The sequence below is a fragment of the Micrococcus sp. genome (assembly GCF_030523875.1).
Classification (GTDB): domain Bacteria; phylum Actinomycetota; class Actinomycetes; order Actinomycetales; family Micrococcaceae; genus Micrococcus.
The window spans coordinates 9066-26491 of record NZ_JAUNHR010000029.1 but is presented as its reverse complement, the minus strand read 5'-3'; the positions used below and the strand labels follow the sequence as shown (position 1 = coordinate 26491).

Here is a 17426-nt window from a genome sequence, read left to right as displayed (position 1 = left end):
CGCGCACCCGGTCCACGCCGCCGAAGGCGTCCGCGGTGAGCTTGGTGGTCACGAACACCTCGTCCCGCGGCAGACCGGAGGCCCGCAGCGCCGCCCCCACCTCGGCCTCGTTGCCGTACGCCTGGGCGGTGTCCAGGTGGCGGTAGCCCAGGGCGAGGGCGTGCTCGATCGCGGCCTGCCCCTCGGCGCCAGTCAGCTTGTACGTGCCGAGCCCGAGCGGCGGGAGCGCGGACGGCCGGGTGCTGGGGGTGGGTTCCTGAGCCACGCGGCCACTGTAGGCGGCCCCGCGGATCACTCCTCCGGCAGCTCCCAGTCCTTCACGGCGCCGGTCGGGTTGCCGTCGGCGTCGTAGGTGTAGAAGCCGCGGCCGTCGGCGATGCCCGAGTGCCCCTTGTCGATGGACTCCTGGATCATCTCCGCGAACCGGACCTGGTCCGGGTCCCCGGAGGCGCGGGCGACGTGGGAGGCGACCCCGAAGCCCACCAGGTCGTAGGTCTGGAAGGGCCCGCGCCGGTTGCCGGTGGCGGTGCGCCAGGTGCGGTCGATCTCCTCCGGGTTGGCCACGCCGTTGACGTACAGCGCCGCGCCCGCCTTGAGCCACGGGATGAGCAGGGAGTTCAGGATGTAGCCCGGGACCTCCTTGCGCACGTGCACCGGGACCATGCCGGTCTCCTCGGCGTACTGCAGGGCGCCGTCGACGGCCTCCTGCGAGCTCTGCGCCGTGCCCATCACCTCGGCGGTGTTCTGCTTCCAGATGCGGTTGGCGTAGTGGAGGGTCACGAACTTCTCCGGGTGGCCGGAGGCGTCGGCGAAGTCCGAGGGCAGCAGGGAGGAGGTGTTCGTGGTGAACAGCGTCTTCTCCGCGGCCTTCTCGCCGACCTCCTTCCAGACCTTCTTCTTCAGGTCCAGGTCCTCCGGGACGGCCTCGATGACGATGTCCGCGTCCCCGACGGCCTCGGCCAGGTCGGAGGTCGGGTGGATGCGCTCGATCGCCTCGTCGAAGCGCTGCTCGTCGTAGTCGTCCCCGAAGTCCTCCTGGTACCCGGCGCGGATCCACTCCCAGCGCTTGGGCAGGGCCTCGAGCGCCTCCGCGAACGCGTCGAAGGCGTACACCTCCTTGCCGTGGTAGGCCGCCTGGAAGATGATCTGGCTGCCGAGCACGCCGGTGCCGAGGACGGCGACCTTGTCGAACGTGGTGAACGCGGTCATGACGGGTTCCTCTCTGCGTGGGGCCGCCTCGTGCGGACGGTCCGCTGTTCCTGTGCTGACGCGGCCGACCCTACTCCTGATCGTTCGGATTTGAAATACCCGGGCGCACTGCCCCTGCCGCCACCGGGGCCGGCCGATGCGGCGATCAGTCCTCCTCGCCGGCGGCGAGCTGGCCGCAGGCCCCGTCGATCTCCTTGCCGCGGGTGTCCCGCAGCGTCGTGGGGATGCCGGCGGCGTTGAGCCGGTCCACGAACTCGCGGGTGACGTCCGACTCGGAGGAGGTCCAGATGGAGCCGGGCGTCGGGTTGAGCGGGATGGGGTTGACGTGCACCCAGCCCTTGCCGCGGGCATTGAGCTTCTTGGCCAGCAGGTCCGCGCGCCAGGCGTGGTCGTTCATGTCCTTGATGAGCGCGTACTCGATGGACACGCGGCGGCCGGTGGCGGCGAAGTAGTCGTAGGCGGCGTCGATGGCCTCGTCCGCCTTCCACCGCGAGTTCACCGGGATCAGCTCGTCGCGGAGCTCATCGTCCGGGGCGTGCAGGGACAGCGCGAAGGTGAGCGGGATGCCCTCCTCCGTGAGCTTCCGGATGGCCGGCACCAGACCGACCGTGGAGAGCGTGATGTGCCGCGCGGACATCCCGAGGCCCTCGGGCGCCGGGTCCACCATGCGGTGCACGGACGCGATCACGCGCTTGTAGTTGGCCAGCGGCTCGCCCATGCCCATGAACACCACGTTGGTGACGCGGTCGGCGTCGTGCCCGCCGTCCTTCCGGGTGCCGCCGAGCTCGCCGGCGGCGATCGCCTGGTTGGCGCGGACCACCTGCTCCACGATCTCCGCGGTGGACATGTTGCGGGTGAGGCCGTTCTGGCCGGTGGCGCAGAACGGGCAGTTCATGCCGCAGCCGGCCTGGCTGGACACGCACAGGGTCACGCGGCCGGGGTAGCGCATCAGCACGGACTCCACGAGGGCGCCGTCGAACAGCCGCCAGAGGAACTTGACGGTGTCCCCGCGGTCCGTGGTGAGCCGGCGGACCTCGGTGAGCAGCGGCGGGAAGAACGCCTCGGCGATCGCCTCGCGCTTGTCCTTGGGCAGGTCCGTCATCTGCTCCGGGTCCGTGGTGAAGTGCTCGAAGTAGTGCACGGAGAGCTGCTTGGCGCGGAATGCGGGCAGGCCGATCTCCTTCGCCTTCTCCTGGCGCTCGGCCAGGGTCAGGTCCGCCAGGTGCGTGGGCGGCTGGGAGACGCGGGGCTGCTTGAACTGCAGCAGGGGGCGGCCCTCGGCGTCGGCCTTCTGGGTCCAGCCCTCGGCCTTGGGCATGACCTGGGGCCGGGCCTCCTCCTTCGGCTCACGGCGGGACGGGGCGGAGAGCGGGTGTGCGACGCCGGCGCGGCGCATCCGCTCGCGGTCCTCCGCGAGCTGGCGGGCCTCGGACTCGTCGATCATGCCGCGGCGCGGGCGTCCCAGGGCGGGCTTGCCCGCGCGGTCCTTCTGGCGGGAGGGGGCGGGACGGGAGCCGGGGCGGCGGGGGGTGTAGTCAGACATCCCCGCCATTGTCCCATCCGCGGCCCCGGCCCCGGCGCGGCGCCCGGTCAGGACGACGTCGGCAGGCCCCGCACCGTCCACGCGGCCACCGCGCCGCGCACCCGGCGGGGCAGCCGCGGGTAGACGGCGCACACGAGGGCCCAGAGCCTGGCCTCGCGGCGGGAGTCCCGACCGGTCCAGGACCAGCCGAGCCCGGCCCGCACCCGCGGGGGCAGCAGCCCGGCGGTGACGAACCGCGCCAGGGGCAGCGCCGCCCGCAGCGCCGCAGGCAGACCCTGGCCGGAGAAGAGGTCGGCGGCGATCGACCGCGCGTCGTCCGTGACCTCGAGCCGGGCGACGGCGTCGTCCCAGTAGGCGGCGAAGGCGGCCCGGTCCGCGGGCCAGTCCCCCGCGGGGACGCCCAGGGCGGTGGCCAGCGGGGCGTACTCCTGCAGGAGGCGCTCGGCGTCGGCCGGGTCGAGGGCGCCCCAGATCCGGCGCCGGACCTGCTCGCCCGCCCAGTAGAGGGTGGCGGCCACCCAGAGCTGCGCGTCGGGGTCGTCGGCGCTGTAGGGCTGTCCTCCGCCGTCCACGCCGCGCACGCGCGCGTGCTGCCGATCCACCAGGGACACGACGGCGTCGCGGACGTGGGCGGCCTCGGGCAGGGTCACGGCGTACACGTAGGCCAGGGTGTGCCGCAGCCGCCGCAGGGGGTCCTCGGTGAAGCGGGAGTGGGCGGCCACGCCGGCGCCGACGCGGCGGTGCGCCACCTGGAGCAGGATCGCGGCGCCCGCACCGGCCAGGATCGCGGCCTCGCGGGCCACCTCGGCGGCCCGGACGGGGCCGCGGACGGGGATGGACGACATGGTGGGGACCTCCTGCCCGGACCCTATCCGCGCGTCCGGCCCCGCCACCGTCGCGTTCACGATCCGTTCACCTGACGGCCCCGTGACGCTCACCTCTCGCGGGGGCGCATACCCCTGTGGGTGCAGGATCGCCCAGGATCCCGGGGGTCTTCCGCCTGACGATCCAGAGGACCCGCCTTGCCTTTCCGGCAGAACCGGGTATCTTGGTTAACAAGTTGTTCACCTTCCGTTCACCTAGCGGGGCGGAAGGGGACACCACAGACCCTGCGGGCCCGGCCCGCATCCGCACCGACGAGGCCCCGGCCTCGAGAGGACCAGGTGATCACGGTGACCATCCCCCTGACCGACCACCACATGCCCACCACCCCCAGCCCCCTCATGCAGCGCCACGTCCTGGCCCGCATCACGGACACCCTCGTCCGCCGCTTCGACGGCGCCGTGGCCCCGGCCGAGGTCCGCGCCACCGTGGAGCAGGCCTACGCCGACCTCAAGGCCGGCGCCCGCATCACCACCTACCTGCTGGCCCTGACCGAGCACGAGGCCACCCGCCGCCTCCAGGCCGCGGCCCACGCCCCGGCCCGCGTGACGCTCGCCGCCGCTTGAGCCCTCCGGGGCGGCCCGCACGGCCACCCCGCACCGCGGACACGCCGCGCACGACGACGGCCGGTCACCCTCCCGGGTGACCGGCCGTCGTCGTCGCGTGCGGACGCCCGTCCCCGCTCGGGCTCAGGCGAGCCCGAGCGCGCGGCGCATGGGCAGGAGCTTGGCCGCCACCTCGGCGACCTCCTCCTCCGGCACCGCACCGGGCACGATGCCCCCGCCGGCCTGCAGGCGGACCCCGCCGGGCACCTGCTGGCCGCAGCGCAGGGCCAGGGCGACCTCTCCGTCGCCGGTCTCGTCCAGCCAGCCCACCGGCCCGGCGTACCGGCCGCGGTCCACGGGCTCCACGTCCCGGATCACCGCGAGCGCCGCCGCCCGCGGGGTGCCGCCGACCGCCGCGGTGGGGTGCAGGGGCGCCACGACGTCCAGGACGGTGCCCTCGGCGGAGCGCAGCCGGCCGCGCACGGACGTGGAGAGGTGGTGGACGTTGGGCAGGGTGAGGACCTCGGGGGCGGGGTCCGGGTCCTCGAGCTCGACGACGGGCGCGAGGGCCTCGACCACGGAGCGGGCGGCCCAGCGGTGCTCGGCGGCCAGGCGCGGGTCGGCGGCCAGGTGCTCCCGATGCCGGGCGTCCTCGGCCGCGTCCGTGCCGCGGGGGGCGGAGCCGGCCAGGACGCGGGAGGTCACCTCGCCGCGTCGGCGCGTGGCCAGCATCTCGGGGGTGGCGCCCACGAGCCCACCGACGGCGAACGTCCACGTCTGCGGGTACTGCGCCCGGAGCGCCTCGACGGACCCCCACAGGGCGGCGTCGTCCGCGGGGACGGTGTCCGTGCGGCTGACCACCACCTTGCCGAGCGCCCCGTCCGAGGCCGCCATGCGCTCCAGGACCTCGCGCACCCCGGCCGCGTAGCCGGCGTCGTCCCAGGCGACGGCGGGGTCCTCGGGCAGGAGGGGGACGTCGCCGTCGGGCATCAGGCGGGCGCGCACGTCCCGGGCGACGGCGGCGCGCAGGGCCTGCTCCGTCATGCGCGTGGGCACCTCGAGGGGCGCGGCGCCCCCCGCGCCGGTCTCGAGGACGCGCGCGGGCACGCGCAGCACGGCGGGCGCGGGCGAGGCCTCGTCGAAGACGGAGGAGACCCAGGCCAGCGCGGGGGCGGCCGGGTCCGGCCGGGCGGCGACGGCGGCGCGCCAGATCGCGGAGAGCCGCTCCAGGCGGCGGGGGCCGGTGAGCAGCACGGTCCAGCCCCCCACGCCCACCCGCATGCGCCCCTCGCGGGCCCACACCACGGCGCGGGCGACGGCGGGGGCGGTGCCGTCGGGTCGGTCCGAGGCGCGGGCGGCGAGCGCGGCGGCGCTCGGGGAGGGGGCGGACATGGCCCCCATTGTCTCCCACGGCCCCACCGGGGCGACTACCGTGGTGGTCCCGGCGCGGCCCCACGCGCCCCCGATCCGCAGGAGCACGCATGGCGCCCCTTCCCGCTGACCCCTCCTCCTCCGCGGACGTCCCGCCGGACCCGACCGGGGCCGTGCCCGCGGCGCCCGAGGGGATGACGGCGCGCGTCCTGGAGCGGGAGGCGGACCGCCTGCACGCCCGCTACCCCGAGCTCGGGGACCGCGAGTCCGTCCACGCCCTGCTGCTGGACTCCTACGCCCGGCTGGCCCGGACCAGCCGCCACCCGGAGATGCTCGCCTCCACCGCCGCCAACGACGCCGCCGCGCGCCTGCGCGCGAGGGCGATCGCCACGGGCACGCTCGAGTCGCGTCATCCCCGGGTGCTGTTCGTGTGCCACGGCAACGCCGGCCGCTCCCAGATGGCCGCGGCCCTGCTGGAGAACCGCTCCGACGGCGCGGTGAAGGCCCGCTCGGCCGGCACCTCCCCCGCGGGGTCCGTGCTTCCCTTGGCCCTGGACGCGATGAGCGAGATCGGCCTGCCGCTGCACCACGCCTTCCCCAAGGGCGTGGACCCGGACGTCCTGCGGGTGGCCCAGATCGTGGTGCTCTTCGACGGCGCGGAGCCGTTCGACGTCCCCGAGCACGTGGAGGTCCAGCGCTGGTCCGTGCCCTCGATCCGCGGCATGGGGATCGAGCAGGTGCGCGGCGTGCGCGAGGCCCTCGACCTGCAGGTGCGCGGCCTGATCGCCGAGCTGCAGGAGCAGGGGCCCGGCGCCGCCTGAGACCCGGTGACAGGGTACCCCCCAGGGGTATATGGTCCGAGGCATGGAGCACGACCAGCACGCCAGCCACGGTTACTCCCCCCAGCGCGAGGCCTACCTCAAGCGGCTCAAGCGCATCGAGGGGCAGGTCCGCGGCATCCACCGCATGGTGGAGGAGGACGTGTACTGCATCGACGTCCTCACCCAGGTGGCCGCGGCCACCAAGGCCCTGCAGGCCGTGAGCCTGGGCCTGGTGGAGGACCACCTGCGGCACTGCGTGGCGGACGCCGCCGTGCAGGCCGACCAGGAGGGCCGCCAGGAGCTCGTGGACGCCAAGGTGGCCGAGGCCGCCGCCGCGATCGCCCGTCTCCTGCGCTGACCGGCTCCTCCGCGGGCCCCCGCCCGCCCCCGCCCATCCCGTTCGAGAGGACCCCCCGATGACCACCACCACCCTGAAGATCGACGGCATGACCTGCGGTCACTGCGTCTCCTCCGTGCAGGAGGAGATCGGCGAGATCGAGGGCGTCACCGCCGTGGACGTGGACCTGACCGCCGGCGGCGTCTCCACCGCCACCGTCACCTCCGAGGCCGAGCTGGACCCCGCGCGGCTGCGCGCCGCCGTCGAGGAGGCCGGCTACCGCACGGTGGAGGGCTGAGCCGTGGCCGAGCCCGCTCCCCGCACCGCACCCGACGCGACCGCCGGCCCCGGGGCCCCCGCCCCGACGGCCACGCGCCGCGTGGACCTCGACATCACCGGCATGACCTGCGCGTCCTGCGTGGGGCGCGTGGAGCGCAGGCTCGGCAGGATCGAGGGCGTCACGGCCTCCGTGAACCTGCCCCTCGAGCAGGCCGCCGTCACCGTCCCCGAGGGCGTGTCCGACGAGGACGTGGTGGCCGCCGTCGAGAAGGCCGGATACGGCGCCACGGTGCGCCGCCCGGCCGCCTCCCCGGCCCGCCCCGCGCACGACGACGGCGCCGGAGCCCCCGGCGGGGACCGCGCGCCCGCGGAGGCTCCCGAGGGGGACGGCCCGGAGGCCCACGGCCTCGACCACCACGGCGCCGGCGAGGGCCACGACCACCTGGCCCACGGCCCGCGTGAGGACGTCCTGCGGCCGCGGCTGATCGGGGCGGTGCTGCTCACGGTGCCGCTCGTGCTCCTCTCCATGGTCCCGGCGCTGCAGTTCCCGCACTGGGGCTGGGCGGCGTTCGCGCTGGCCACCCCGGTCGTGACCTGGGCGGCGTGGCCGTTCCACACGGCCGCGTTCCGCGCGGCCCGCCACGGCTCCTCCACCATGGACACCCTGGTGTCCGTGGGCGTGCTCGTGGCGTACCTGTACTCGGCGGTCGAGCTGGTGCTGGACCCGGGCATGACGGCCCACGTGGGCGGCGGCATGGCGGACATGGCGCACCACAGCCTGTACTTCGAGACGGCGGCCGTGATCACCACGTTCCTGCTGCTGGGCCGCTTCCTCGAGGCCCGCGCCAAGCGGGAGGCCGGCGCCGCGCTGCGCGCCCTGCTGGACCTCGGCGCCGCGCAGGCCACCCTCTACGACCCGGCCACCCGCGCCGAGCGCACGGTGCCCGCCGAGTCCCTGGCCCCAGGCGACGTCGTGCTCATCCGCCCCGGCGAGAAGGTCCCCGCGGACGCCGAGGTGCTCGAGGGCCGATCCGCGGTGGACGCCTCCCTGCTCACGGGCGAGTCCGTCCCGGAGGAGGTGGGCCCCGGCGACGCGATCACCGGCGCCACCCTCAACACCTCCGGCCGCCTGGTGGCCCGCGCCACCCGCGTGGGCTCCGAGACCACGCTGGCGCAGATGGGCCGGCTCGTGGCCGACGCCCAGACCGGCAAGGCCCGCGTGGCCCGGCTGGCGGACCGCATCTCCGCGGTGTTCGTGCCGGTCGTCCTGGGCATCGCGGTGCTGACCTTCGTGGTCTGGCTGCTGGTGACCGGGGACGTCGCCCCCGCCCTGCGCGCCGGCGTGGCCGTGCTGGTGATCGCCTGCCCGTGCGCGCTCGGCCTGGCCACCCCCGTGGGCCTGCTCGCGGGCACCGGCCGCGCCTCCCAGCTGGGCATCCTCATCCGCGGCCCCGAGGTCCTCGAGGACTCCCGCACGGTGGACACGATCGTGCTCGACAAGACCGGCACCGTCACCGAGGGCCGGATGCGCCTCACCGCCGTCACCGCTTTCGCTGACGCAACGGGGACCCCCCGGCCCGCTTCCGCTGACGCGACACGCCCGCCGCACACCGCTTCCGCTGACGCCGACGACGCCGCTCCGCCCCTCTCCGAGGACGCCCTCCTCGCGCTCGCCGCGGCGGTGGAGGCCGGCTCGGAGCACCCGATCGCCCGCGCGATCGTGGACGGGGCCCGCGAGCGCGGCCTCGACGTGCCCGACGTGGCGGACTTCTCCTCCACGGCCGGCGGCGGCGTGCGCGGCACGGTGACCCTGGAGGGGGCCGGCGCCCCGGATGGCGCGTCCGCCCGCCGCGTGGCCGTGGGCCGCACCTCCTTCCTCGAGGAGGAGCTCGGCGCGGACGTCCTCACGGACGCCCACCGCGCCGCCCTCACCGAGGCCGAGCAGGCCGGCGCCACCGCCGTGTGGGTCGCCGTGGACGGCCGCCCCGTCGCGGTGCTCTCGGTGCAGGACACCGTGAAGCCGTCCTCGGCCGCCGCGATCGCCCGCCTGCGCGAGCTCGCGCTGCGCCCGCTGCTGGTGACCGGGGACAACGCCGCGGTGGCCGCGCAGGTGGGCGCCGCAGTCGGGATCGCCCCGGAGGACGTGGTCGCCGGCGTGCGCCCCGAGGACAAGGTGGACGTGGTCCGTCGGCTCCAGGGCGAGGGCGCCGTCGTCGCGATGGTGGGCGACGGCGTCAACGACGCCCCGGCCCTGGCCGCCGCGGACGTGGGGATCGCGATGGGCTCCGGCACGGACGTGGCGCGGCAGGCCGCGCAGATCACCGTGATGGGCTCGGATCTGGACCAGGTGGTGCAGGCCCTGGACCTGTCCCGGCGGACGCTGCACATCATCCGCACCAACCTGTTCTGGGCGTTCGCGTACAACACGCTCGGCATCCCCGTGGCAGCGCTGGGCCTGCTCAACCCGATGATCGCCGGCGGCGCGATGGCCGCCTCCTCGGTGCTCGTGGTGCTCAACTCGCTGCGGCTCACCCGCTACGGGCGCTGAGCCCGCCGACGACGACGGCCCCGGACCTGCGCAGGTCCGGGGCCGTCGTCGTGATGGGGGCGGGAGGTCAGTCCGGCAGGCCCTCGTCCTGGGAGACGCGGGCCCACTCCTCGCGCTCGCCGGCCTCGTTCCACAGCCCGTAGAGCTCGGAGGCGGCCGGATCGTGCACGGTCACCCCGATCAGCTCGCGCAGGGTCGCCAGGTCCTCGTCCGTGAACTGCGCCAGGAAGTCGGCCAGGTCCAGCTCGTCCGTGCCGGCGATCTCGTGCAGCGCGGCCGCGGCCGGGGACTCCGCGTCCTGGGCCACGCGGACCACGGCGCCGAGGGCGATCAGCTCGGCCCCGGAGGCGGCGTCGATGTACCCGTCCTCCTCGGAGCGGAACGTGCCGCGGCGCTCGTCCAGGCGGAAGGTGCCGTCCAGGATCTGGTCCACCAGGTCCTGGGCGTCGTCGTTCTCGAAGACGTGGATTCCCCATGCGCTCATGGGCTCACCCTAGACCGCCCGCGTCGCCGCTGTCTCCGAGGCGGGACCGGCCCTAGGGTGTGCGCATGGACATCCCCTCCTCCGCCTCGCCCCGCCCCTCCGAGCCCCGGGACGCCGACGCCTCCCGCCCGTCCGCCGCGAAGCAGGCCGGCTGGCCGGAGAGGGTCGACGCCGGCCCGCACCGCGTGGCCTACCGGCACACCGTGGCCGCGCCCGCCGACGAGCTCTGGGCGCTGCTGGCCGACCCGCACCGCCACCACGAGGTGGACGGCTCCGGGACGGTGCAGGCGACGGTGAGCGGCCCCCACCGCCTGGCGGCGGGCGACCGGTTCACGACGCACATGCGGAAGTTCGGGGTGCCGTACCGGATGACCAACACGGTCACGGAGGCCGAGCCCAGCCGCGTGATCGAGTGGCGCCACCCGGCCGGGCACCGCTGGCGCTGGGAGTTCCTCGACGCCGGCGACGGCGTCACGGAGGTCACCGAGACCTTCGACTACTCCCACCTGGCCAAGGCCGCGATGCGCGCCCACGAGCTCGCCCGCACCCCGCAGGGCAACGCCCGCGGCATCCGGGCCTCCCTCACGCGCCTGGCGTCCCTGCACCTCTGAGCGGGCGCCGGACCGCGGAGCGGCGGAGCCGCGATCGAGTCGATCCGCGCCGAATCGGACGTTCCGACCGCTATAGCCCGTCCATAGCGGTCCGAAGGTCCGACTCGGCACGCGGGAGGCGTGCCGAGGGGGTCTCGACGGAGTCCTGACGGGGCTCCGAGGCCGTCAGGCCTGGGACAGCACGTCCGTCCAGTGCGTGGCCTCGGGGGTCTTCACCAGGTGCGGGGAGACCAGCGCGCGCCACGCGGGGAACGCCGGGGAGTTGCGGAACCCCTCGGTGTGGTCCTCGATCCGCGGCCAGCCGACGAGCAGGCGGTAGTGCTGAGGCTGCTCGACCTGGCGGAGCAGTCGGAACGACGTCGCCCCGTGCTCGCGGAACAGCGGCGCGGCCTCGGCGACGGCGGCCTCGAAGGCCTCCTCGGCGCCCTCGGCCACGTGCAGGCGCACGGACTCCATGACGGGTCCGGTGGGGGTGGACTGCTCGGGTGCGGCGGTCATGGGGGTTCCTCTCCGGGGATGGGACGGCGGATCAGCGGCGGGGGCTGGTGGCCTGGCCGGTGAAGTAGGCGACGAGCTCGTCATCGGCGGTGACGCGGACCTCGATCACGCGGTCCCGGCCGAACTCGGCGTTCTCGCGGGCCGTGGCGGTCAGGCGCGTGCCCAGCCGCGCCGGGGCCACGTAGGTGATGTCCGCGCGCCGGGTGACGGGGGTGTCCCCGAAGGTGGCCACGCAGTACGCCAGGGCCGAGTCGGCGAGGTGGAACAGGAAGCCGCCGTGGCAGATCTCGTGGGAGTTCACCATGTCCTCGGTGACGTCCCGGTGCAGGGTCACGTGGCCGTCGGCGGCCTCGCCCAGGGTGATGCCGTGCGCGCGCACGGCCGGGTCCACGGCGTAGATCGCCTCGAGGCGGGCGCGGATCTCGTCCCGGCTCTGGCCGGACGAGCTCTGGGGGGTCTCAGTCATGGGCCCATTGTGTCGCAGGTCGCGCCGCCCCGCGCCTAGGGTGGCGGCGTGACGCAGACCACCTCCACCCCCGTGCGCCTCCGCGCCCGCGACGGCTTCGTGCTCGCGGCCCGCCACGTCGCCCCCACGACGACGCCCCCGGCCCGGCCCGCCGGCGCGGTGGTGATCGCCTCGGCGACCGGGGTGAAGGCCACGTACTACCGGCGCTACGCCGAATTCCTGGCCGGCCACGGGTTCCACGCGGTCACGTTCGACTACCGGGGCGTCGGGGACTCCCGCGAGCCGTTCGCCGTGGCCCGGCGGGCGCGGTGGGCGGACTGGGGCGCCCTCGACGCGGACGCCGTGCTCGGCTGGGCCCGGACGCACCTGCCCGGCCCCCTCCTGACGGTGGGCCACAGCTACGGCGGGTTCGGCATCGGGCTCGCGGAGGAGGCGCGTCACGTGGCCCGGCACGTGGCCGTCGGCGGGCAGCACGCCCACTGGCGGGACTACCGGGCGCGGCCGGGGCGAGCGCGGATGTGGGCGCAGTGGCACGTGGCGATGCCGGCGATCACGCTGGCCCGCGGGCACTTCCCGGGGCGGCGGCTCGGCTGGCTCGAGGACCTGCCGCGCGGGGTCGCCCTGGACTGGGCGCGCAGCCGCCGCGACTTCACCGCGAGCGCCCGCACCGGCGCCGGCCGGGACGAGCTGCGCCGCCGTCTGGCCGCGTTCACGGCGGACGCGCTGATCGTGGCGCCCGTGGACGACGACTTCGGCACCGACGCCGCCCTCGATCGCGCGGACGCCTACTCGCCAGGTCGGCGGACGGTGCGCTGGCGGGTGCGGCCGGAGGAGCTCGGTGCCGCGGAGATCGGCCACTTCGGGCTGTTCCACGCGCGGTTCGCATCGACCTTCTGGCCGGCCACGCTGGAGTGGCTGCGCGACGGCGTCGCCCCGGACGCGGCCCGCTGAGGCTCGGGCGTCGGGCGCGCTGCGCCCGCCCCGTCCCCGCGACGACGACGGCGGCTGCCCCGGCCCGGATCTCCGGGCGGGACGACCGCCGTCGCACTGGTGCGTGTGATGTTTCGACACTACCCCGCGCCCAGCCGACGCCCAGGCGACACGTCAGTCCTGCATCGCGTAGTCGATGACGACGCGGCCCTCGATCTTGCCGTGGCGCATCTCCTCGAACACGTCGTTGATCTCGGTGAGCGGACGGGTGTGGAACGTCGGGTGGATCTTCCCGGCCGCATAGAACTCGAGCGCCTCGACCATGTCCTGACGGGTGCCCACGATCGAGCCGCGGATGGTGAGGCCCTTGAGGACGATGTCGAAGATCGGCGCGGGGAAGTCGCCCGGGGGCAGGCCGTTGAACACGATGGTGCCGCCGCGGCGGGTCATCGCGATGGCCTGGCCGAACGCCTGCGGGTGCACGGCCGTGACGAGCACGCCGTGGGCGCCGCCGATCTTCTCCTGGATCTCCACGGAGGGGTCCGCGACGTTCGCGTTCACGGTCAGCTCCGCGCCGTGCCGGGAGGCGAGCGCCAGCTTGTCGTCCGCGACGTCCACGGCCACCACGCGCATGCCCATCGCCACGGCGTACTGCACCGCGATGTGCCCCAGGCCACCGATGCCGGAGATCACGACCCACTGCCCGGGCCGCACCTCGGTCTGCTTCAGCCCCTTGTACACCGTGACGCCGGCGCACAGGATCGGGCCGACCTCCATCGGGTCCGCGCCCTCGGGGAGCAGGGGCGCGTAGCGGGCGTCCACGAGCATGTACTCGCCGAAGGATCCGTTCATGGAGTAACCGCCGTTGATCTGCTCCTCGCACAGGGTCTCCCACCCGGTGCGGCAGTACTGGCAGTGGCCGCACGCGCCCCACAGCCATGCGTTGCCGACCATGTCCCCGACCTTGAGGTTCTCGACGTCGGGTCCGACCTCCTCGACGATGCCCACGCCCTCGTGGCCCGGGATGAACGGTGGGGTCGGCTTCACCGGCCAGTCGCCCTCCATCGCGTGCAGGTCCGTGTGACAGACGCCCGAGGAGATGAGCTTCACGAGCGCTTGGTGCTGGCCGGGCGTCGGGCGCTCGACCTCCGTGACGTCGGCCTCTGTGCCGAACTGGGTGACGACGGCTGCCTTCATCGTAGTCATGGGGGATCACCTTTCGTGGGATGGGGAGGGGGGTCGTGCGGTGCCGGCGTCGGCTCAGAAGAACCCGAGCTTGTCCTCGGAGTAGGAGACGAGCAGGTTCTTGGTCTGCTGGTAGTGGTCGAGCATCATCAGGTGGTTCTCGCGGCCGATGCCGGAGGACTTGTACCCGCCGAACGCGGCGTGGGCCGGGTAGGCGTGGTAGTTGTTCACCCACACGCGGCCGGCCTGGATCGCCCGGCCCGCGCGGTAGGCGGTGTTGCCGTTCCGGGACCACACGCCGGCGCCGAGCCCGTAGAGCGTGTCGTTGGCGATCCGCATGGCGTCGTCGAAGTCGGTGAACGTGGTCGTCGAGACCACCGGCCCGAAGATCTCCTCCTGGAAGATGCGCATCGAGTTGTCCCCGCGGAAGATCGTGGGCTGCACGTAGTAGCCGCCGGCCAGCTCGCCCTCCATCTCGGCGCGGGCGCCGCCGATCAGCACCTCGGCGCCCTCCTGACGGCCGATGTCCAGGTAGGACGTGATCTTCTCGAGCTGGTCGTTGGAGGCCTGGGCACCCATCATCACGTCCGTGTCGAGGGGGTTGCCGGTGACGATGCGCGAGGTCCGCTCCACGACGGCGTCGAGGAACTTCTCCGCGATCGACTCCTGCACGAGCGCACGCGACGGGCACGTGCAGACCTCGCCCTGGTTCAGCGCGAACAGGGTGAAGCCCTCCTGCGCCTTGTCCCAGTAGGCGTCGTCGGCCGCCATGACGTCCTCGAAGAAGACGTTGGGCGACTTGCCGCCGAGCTCGAGGGTCACCGGGATGATGTTCTCGGAGGCGTACTGCATGATCAGCCGGCCCGTCGTCGTCTCACCCGTGAACGCGATCTTGCGGATGCGCGGCGACTGCGCGAGCGGCTTGCCGGCCTCCAGCCCGAACCCGTTGACCACGTTCACGACGCCGGGCGGCAGCAGGTCCGCGATCAGCTCGATGAACACCATGATCGAGGCGGGCGTCTGCTCGGCGGGCTTGATCACGACGGCGTTGCCCGCCGCGAGCGCCGGGGCCAGCTTCCACACGCCCATCAGCAGCGGGAAGTTCCAGGGGATGATCTGGCCGACCACGCCGAGCGGCTCGTGGAAGTGGTAGGCGGTGGTGTCCTCGTCGATCTGGGACAGGCCGCCCTCCTGGGCGCGGATGGCGCCGGCGAAGTAGCGGAAGTGGTCGATGGCCAGCGGCACGTCCGCGTTGAGGGTCTCCCGAACGGCCTTGCCGTTGTCCCACGTCTCCGCGACCGCCAGCATCTCGAGGTTCTCCTCCATGCGGTCCGCGATGCGGTGCAGCACGAGCGCCCGCTCGGCCGCCGAGGCGGCGCCCCAGGCCGGGGCGGCCTTCCAGGCGGCGTCGAGGGCGGCGTCGATGTCCTCGGCCGTGCCGCGGGCGACCTCGCAGAACACCTTGCCCGTCACGGGCGTGACGTTCTCGAAGTACTGGCCCTTGACCGGAGGTGTCCACTCTCCGCCGATGAAGTGCTCGTAGCGGGACTTGAACTCGACCTTGGCTCCCTCGGTGCCCGGGAGTGCGTAGACGGTCATGGTGCTGGCTCCTTTGCCTGCGGTTGCCTCGGCGCCGGGTGGCGCCTTGCCGTGGCTGTGACCCTAGTCACAAGGAGGTTGCACGGAGGTTGCAGCCGGGCGCGGGTGAGGGGCGGGCCGGGTCAGGCCAGGTCCCGCTCGATCCGCTCGAGCGTGGCCACGGCGAGCGCGCGCCGCGGCGAGTCCGTCGGCAGCAGACGCAGGGCGGCGCCCCAGAGCTCGACGTCGTCGCGGGCCTCGGGGCGGCCCAGGTAGGCCCAGAGCTGTTCGACATCCGCGTCCTGGGCGACGGCCTCGCGCAGCGCCTCCCCCAGCTCCACCCGGATCGAGGCGACACCGGGGGACGCCGACCGCGGCAGCACCCGCCCGGCCGCCGCGTGCAGCGCACGGTCCAGATCCCCGGCGCGCAGCGCCTCCCGCGCGCACAGCAGGTCCGCGTGCACCTCCCCCACAAGCCGGTACGGCCGGGACAGCAGCTCCACCGGCGCCCCCACGTCCCGCAGCGCCCGGCGGAGTCGATGCACCTCGGCGCGCAGCGAGATGGCGCGGGCGGGGGCGTCGCCCGGCGCGGGCCGGGGCCCGGCGGTCTCCTCCGGATACAGCGTGACCTCGAGCTCGGCGCCGGTCAGGCCCGGGCCGTGCCACGCGAGGAGGGCGAGGATCTCGGCGTGCCGGCCGGTGAGCTCGACCCCGTCCAGCGTGGGCGGCAGGTGGCCGGTGACGCGCAGCAGGCCCGCGGCGTCGTCGTGGCGGTGCGGCGCGCAGGCGGGGCTCGGCCCCGGCGAGGCGGACGGCGGAGCCGAGGGGCCCGGCGTCGAGACGATGCCGCGGAGACGGCCCCGGGGCGGGGCGGGCAGGTCCCGCCAGGCGGCGTGCACGGCGTCCACGGTGGCCTGGAGCAGCGGCAGGGCGAGGTGGCTGACGGCGTCCTCGCCGCCCGTGAGGTCCAGGACCCCGACGAGCCGCCCGGTGGCCGGGTCCGTGAGCGGGACGGCCGAACAGCTCCAGGGGTGCACGCGCGGGCTCAGGTGCTCACCGCGGCTGACCTGCGTGGGGGCGCCGGTCGCGAGGACGATGCCGGGGGCGGAGGTGCCCATGGACGCCTCGGACCAGTCGGCGCCGGCCACGAAGCCCATGGTCTCGGCGTGGCGCACCGCGGTCCGGTCGCCCTCGACCCACAGCAGGTGGCCGCGCGCGTTGCCGATCGCGGCGAGCATCCCGGCCTCGGCCGCGGGGTGGATGAGCATGCGGCGGACCACCGGCAGGGCCACGGCGAGACGCTGCTCGCGGCGGGCGGCGGCGAGGTCGTCGTCGGAGAGGGTGGCCGGGTCGGTCTGACCGGGCACCGCGGGGGTGAGGGCGCCGAGGGAGCGCAGCCAGGACTCGCGGACCTCCCGGCGCAGCCCCTGAAGGGCGGCGCGCAGGCCCTGGTCCGCGCTGGCCGGAGCGGTGGGCGACGACGGCGCGAGGGACAGGCGGACCGAGGCGAGGGACTCGTGGGCCCGGTCCACGGCGCGTCGGTAGGCGCCGGTGGCGAGGGTCGAGCTCATCCCGAGCCGGCCATCAACCGCGAACGGATCAGGAACCGCTTGCCCTCGGGCGCCTCGACGGAGAAGCCGGAGCCGCGCCCGTCCACCACGTCCAGGGTGAGGTGGGTGTGCTTCCAGTACTCGAACTGGGCGGCGGACATCCAGAACGGGATCTCCCCGGCGGCCTGGTCCCCCTCGGCCGGCAGCGCGAAGGTGCCCAGGAGGACGTCGGAGGCTCCCGTGTGGAAGTCGCCGGCGGGGTAGCACATGGGCGAGGAGCCGTCACAGCAGCCGCCGGACTGGTGGAACATCAGCTCCCCGTGGATTCCGCGCAGTCGCTGGACGAGCGCCAGCGCTTCGGCCGTCATGGCCACGCGGGACACGGCCTCCCCCGCGATCTCGGGGCGAGATTCGAGGGCGGTGCCGGCCGTGGTGTCCATGCGGCCCACTCTAGACCGCGAATGTGATCTGAGTCACGAATGGGAGTGCCCACTCGCGGCCCAGCACTCGGGTCGACGTTCTTTCGCGGGGGGGCCCGGGGGGAAGGCGCACCCGCGACAGAACCGCGCCCCCCCGGAACACTCGCGAG

At 74.6% G+C, this 17426-nt stretch carries 19 protein-coding genes; 7 read left to right on the top strand and 12 right to left on the bottom strand.

Annotated features, from left to right (window positions below; genetic code table 11):
* The 4 genes from Q4D18_RS05710 to Q4D18_RS05695 all read right to left on the bottom strand — a co-directional run.
* Window positions 1-265: aldo/keto reductase (locus Q4D18_RS05710; protein WP_303126480.1), on the bottom strand; the 265-nt coding region annotated here is incomplete at its 3' end.
* A gap of 26 nt (window positions 266-291) precedes the next feature.
* Entirely contained in the window at window positions 292-1209 is a 918-nt protein-coding gene (locus tag Q4D18_RS05705) for a 3-hydroxyacyl-CoA dehydrogenase (RefSeq protein ID WP_303126479.1), read from the bottom strand.
* A 145-nt stretch (window positions 1210-1354) separates the two neighbouring features.
* The gene (gene rlmN, locus Q4D18_RS05700; protein WP_303126477.1) at window positions 1355-2752 is read right to left on the bottom strand and encodes a 23S rRNA (adenine(2503)-C(2))-methyltransferase RlmN; all 1398 of its coding nucleotides are present in this window, start codon (window positions 2750-2752) and stop codon (window positions 1355-1357) included.
* A 47-nt stretch (window positions 2753-2799) separates the two neighbouring features.
* Window positions 2800-3597: an oxygenase MpaB family protein gene (locus Q4D18_RS05695; protein WP_303126475.1), complete on the bottom strand. Its 798-nt coding sequence runs from the start codon at window positions 3595-3597 to the stop codon at window positions 2800-2802.
* Window positions 3598-3924: 327 nt separating this feature from the next.
* Here Q4D18_RS05695 and Q4D18_RS05690 point away from each other — a divergent pair, with 327 nt between their 5' ends.
* The gene (locus tag Q4D18_RS05690) at window positions 3925-4200 is read left to right on the top strand and encodes a three-helix bundle dimerization domain-containing protein (protein WP_303126474.1); all 276 of its coding nucleotides are present in this window, start codon (window positions 3925-3927) and stop codon (window positions 4198-4200) included.
* A gap of 123 nt (window positions 4201-4323) precedes the next feature.
* Here the strand turns inward: Q4D18_RS05690 and Q4D18_RS05685 are convergent, their stop codons facing one another.
* A complete protein-coding gene (locus Q4D18_RS05685) occupies window positions 4324-5571 on the bottom strand; it encodes an isochorismate synthase MenF (protein ID WP_303126472.1) in 1248 nt (415 codons plus the stop codon).
* A gap of 89 nt (window positions 5572-5660) precedes the next feature.
* Between Q4D18_RS05685 and Q4D18_RS05680 the strand changes: the two genes are divergently transcribed.
* The 4 genes from Q4D18_RS05680 to Q4D18_RS05665 all read left to right on the top strand — a co-directional run bounded on the left by Q4D18_RS05680 (window position 5661) and on the right by Q4D18_RS05665 (window position 9535).
* Window positions 5661-6371: a low molecular weight phosphatase family protein gene (locus tag Q4D18_RS05680; RefSeq protein ID WP_303126465.1), complete on the top strand. Its 711-nt coding sequence runs from the start codon at window positions 5661-5663 to the stop codon at window positions 6369-6371.
* 43 nt (window positions 6372-6414) lie between these two features.
* The gene (locus Q4D18_RS05675; protein WP_303126464.1) at window positions 6415-6729 is read left to right on the top strand and encodes a metal-sensitive transcriptional regulator; all 315 of its coding nucleotides are present in this window, start codon (window positions 6415-6417) and stop codon (window positions 6727-6729) included.
* 58 nt (window positions 6730-6787) lie between these two features.
* Window positions 6788-7006 carry a heavy-metal-associated domain-containing protein gene (locus tag Q4D18_RS05670; RefSeq protein ID WP_303126463.1) on the top strand — a complete coding sequence of 73 codons (219 nt, stop codon included), beginning with the start codon at window positions 6788-6790 and terminating at the stop codon, window positions 7004-7006.
* A gap of 81 nt (window positions 7007-7087) precedes the next feature.
* The gene (locus Q4D18_RS05665) at window positions 7088-9535 is read left to right on the top strand and encodes a heavy metal translocating P-type ATPase (RefSeq protein ID WP_368389633.1); all 2448 of its coding nucleotides are present in this window, start codon (window positions 7088-7090) and stop codon (window positions 9533-9535) included.
* Between the two features lie 67 nt (window positions 9536-9602).
* On the opposite strand, the gene Q4D18_RS05660 is transcribed toward Q4D18_RS05665, so the two are convergent.
* Window positions 9603-10019: a DUF4259 domain-containing protein gene (locus Q4D18_RS05660; protein WP_303126462.1), complete on the bottom strand. Its 417-nt coding sequence runs from the start codon at window positions 10017-10019 to the stop codon at window positions 9603-9605.
* 65 nt (window positions 10020-10084) lie between these two features.
* On the opposite strand from Q4D18_RS05660, the gene Q4D18_RS05655 reads away from it, so the two are divergent.
* Complete coding sequence (locus Q4D18_RS05655) at window positions 10085-10630, top strand: SRPBCC family protein (RefSeq protein ID WP_303126461.1); 546 nt, start codon at window positions 10085-10087, stop codon at window positions 10628-10630.
* Between the two features lie 165 nt (window positions 10631-10795).
* Here the strand turns inward: Q4D18_RS05655 and Q4D18_RS05650 are convergent, their stop codons facing one another.
* Both Q4D18_RS05650 and Q4D18_RS05645 read right to left on the bottom strand, forming a co-directional pair.
* On the bottom strand, window positions 10796-11128 hold the full coding sequence (locus Q4D18_RS05650) for a putative quinol monooxygenase (protein WP_303126460.1): 333 nt from the start codon (window positions 11126-11128) through the stop codon (window positions 10796-10798).
* Between the two features lie 31 nt (window positions 11129-11159).
* Window positions 11160-11594: a hotdog fold thioesterase gene (locus Q4D18_RS05645; RefSeq protein WP_303126458.1), complete on the bottom strand. Its 435-nt coding sequence runs from the start codon at window positions 11592-11594 to the stop codon at window positions 11160-11162.
* A 48-nt stretch (window positions 11595-11642) separates the two neighbouring features.
* On the opposite strand from Q4D18_RS05645, the gene Q4D18_RS05640 reads away from it, so the two are divergent.
* A complete protein-coding gene (locus tag Q4D18_RS05640; protein WP_303126457.1) occupies window positions 11643-12545 on the top strand; it encodes an alpha/beta fold hydrolase in 903 nt (300 codons plus the stop codon).
* Window positions 12546-12698: 153 nt separating this feature from the next.
* Here Q4D18_RS05640 and adhP read toward each other — a convergent pair whose 3' ends face one another.
* The 4 genes from adhP to Q4D18_RS05620 form a co-directional block, all read right to left on the bottom strand.
* Window positions 12699-13730: an alcohol dehydrogenase AdhP gene (gene adhP / locus Q4D18_RS05635; RefSeq protein WP_303126455.1), complete on the bottom strand. Its 1032-nt coding sequence runs from the start codon at window positions 13728-13730 to the stop codon at window positions 12699-12701.
* Between the two features lie 54 nt (window positions 13731-13784).
* Window positions 13785-15308, bottom strand: a complete 1524-nt coding sequence (locus Q4D18_RS05630) for an aldehyde dehydrogenase family protein (protein WP_303126454.1) — start codon at window positions 15306-15308, stop codon at window positions 13785-13787.
* 122 nt (window positions 15309-15430) lie between these two features.
* Window positions 15431-16858, bottom strand: coding sequence for a helix-turn-helix domain-containing protein (locus tag Q4D18_RS05625; protein WP_303126452.1), 1428 nt, complete (start codon window positions 16856-16858; stop codon window positions 15431-15433).
* Window positions 16855-17277 (bottom strand): DUF779 domain-containing protein, encoded by a 423-nt coding sequence (locus Q4D18_RS05620; RefSeq protein WP_303126451.1) that lies wholly within the window; start codon window positions 17275-17277, stop codon window positions 16855-16857. Before Q4D18_RS05620 ends, Q4D18_RS05625 begins: the two co-directional genes overlap by 4 nt.
* Window positions 17278-17426: the final 149 nt, after the last annotated feature.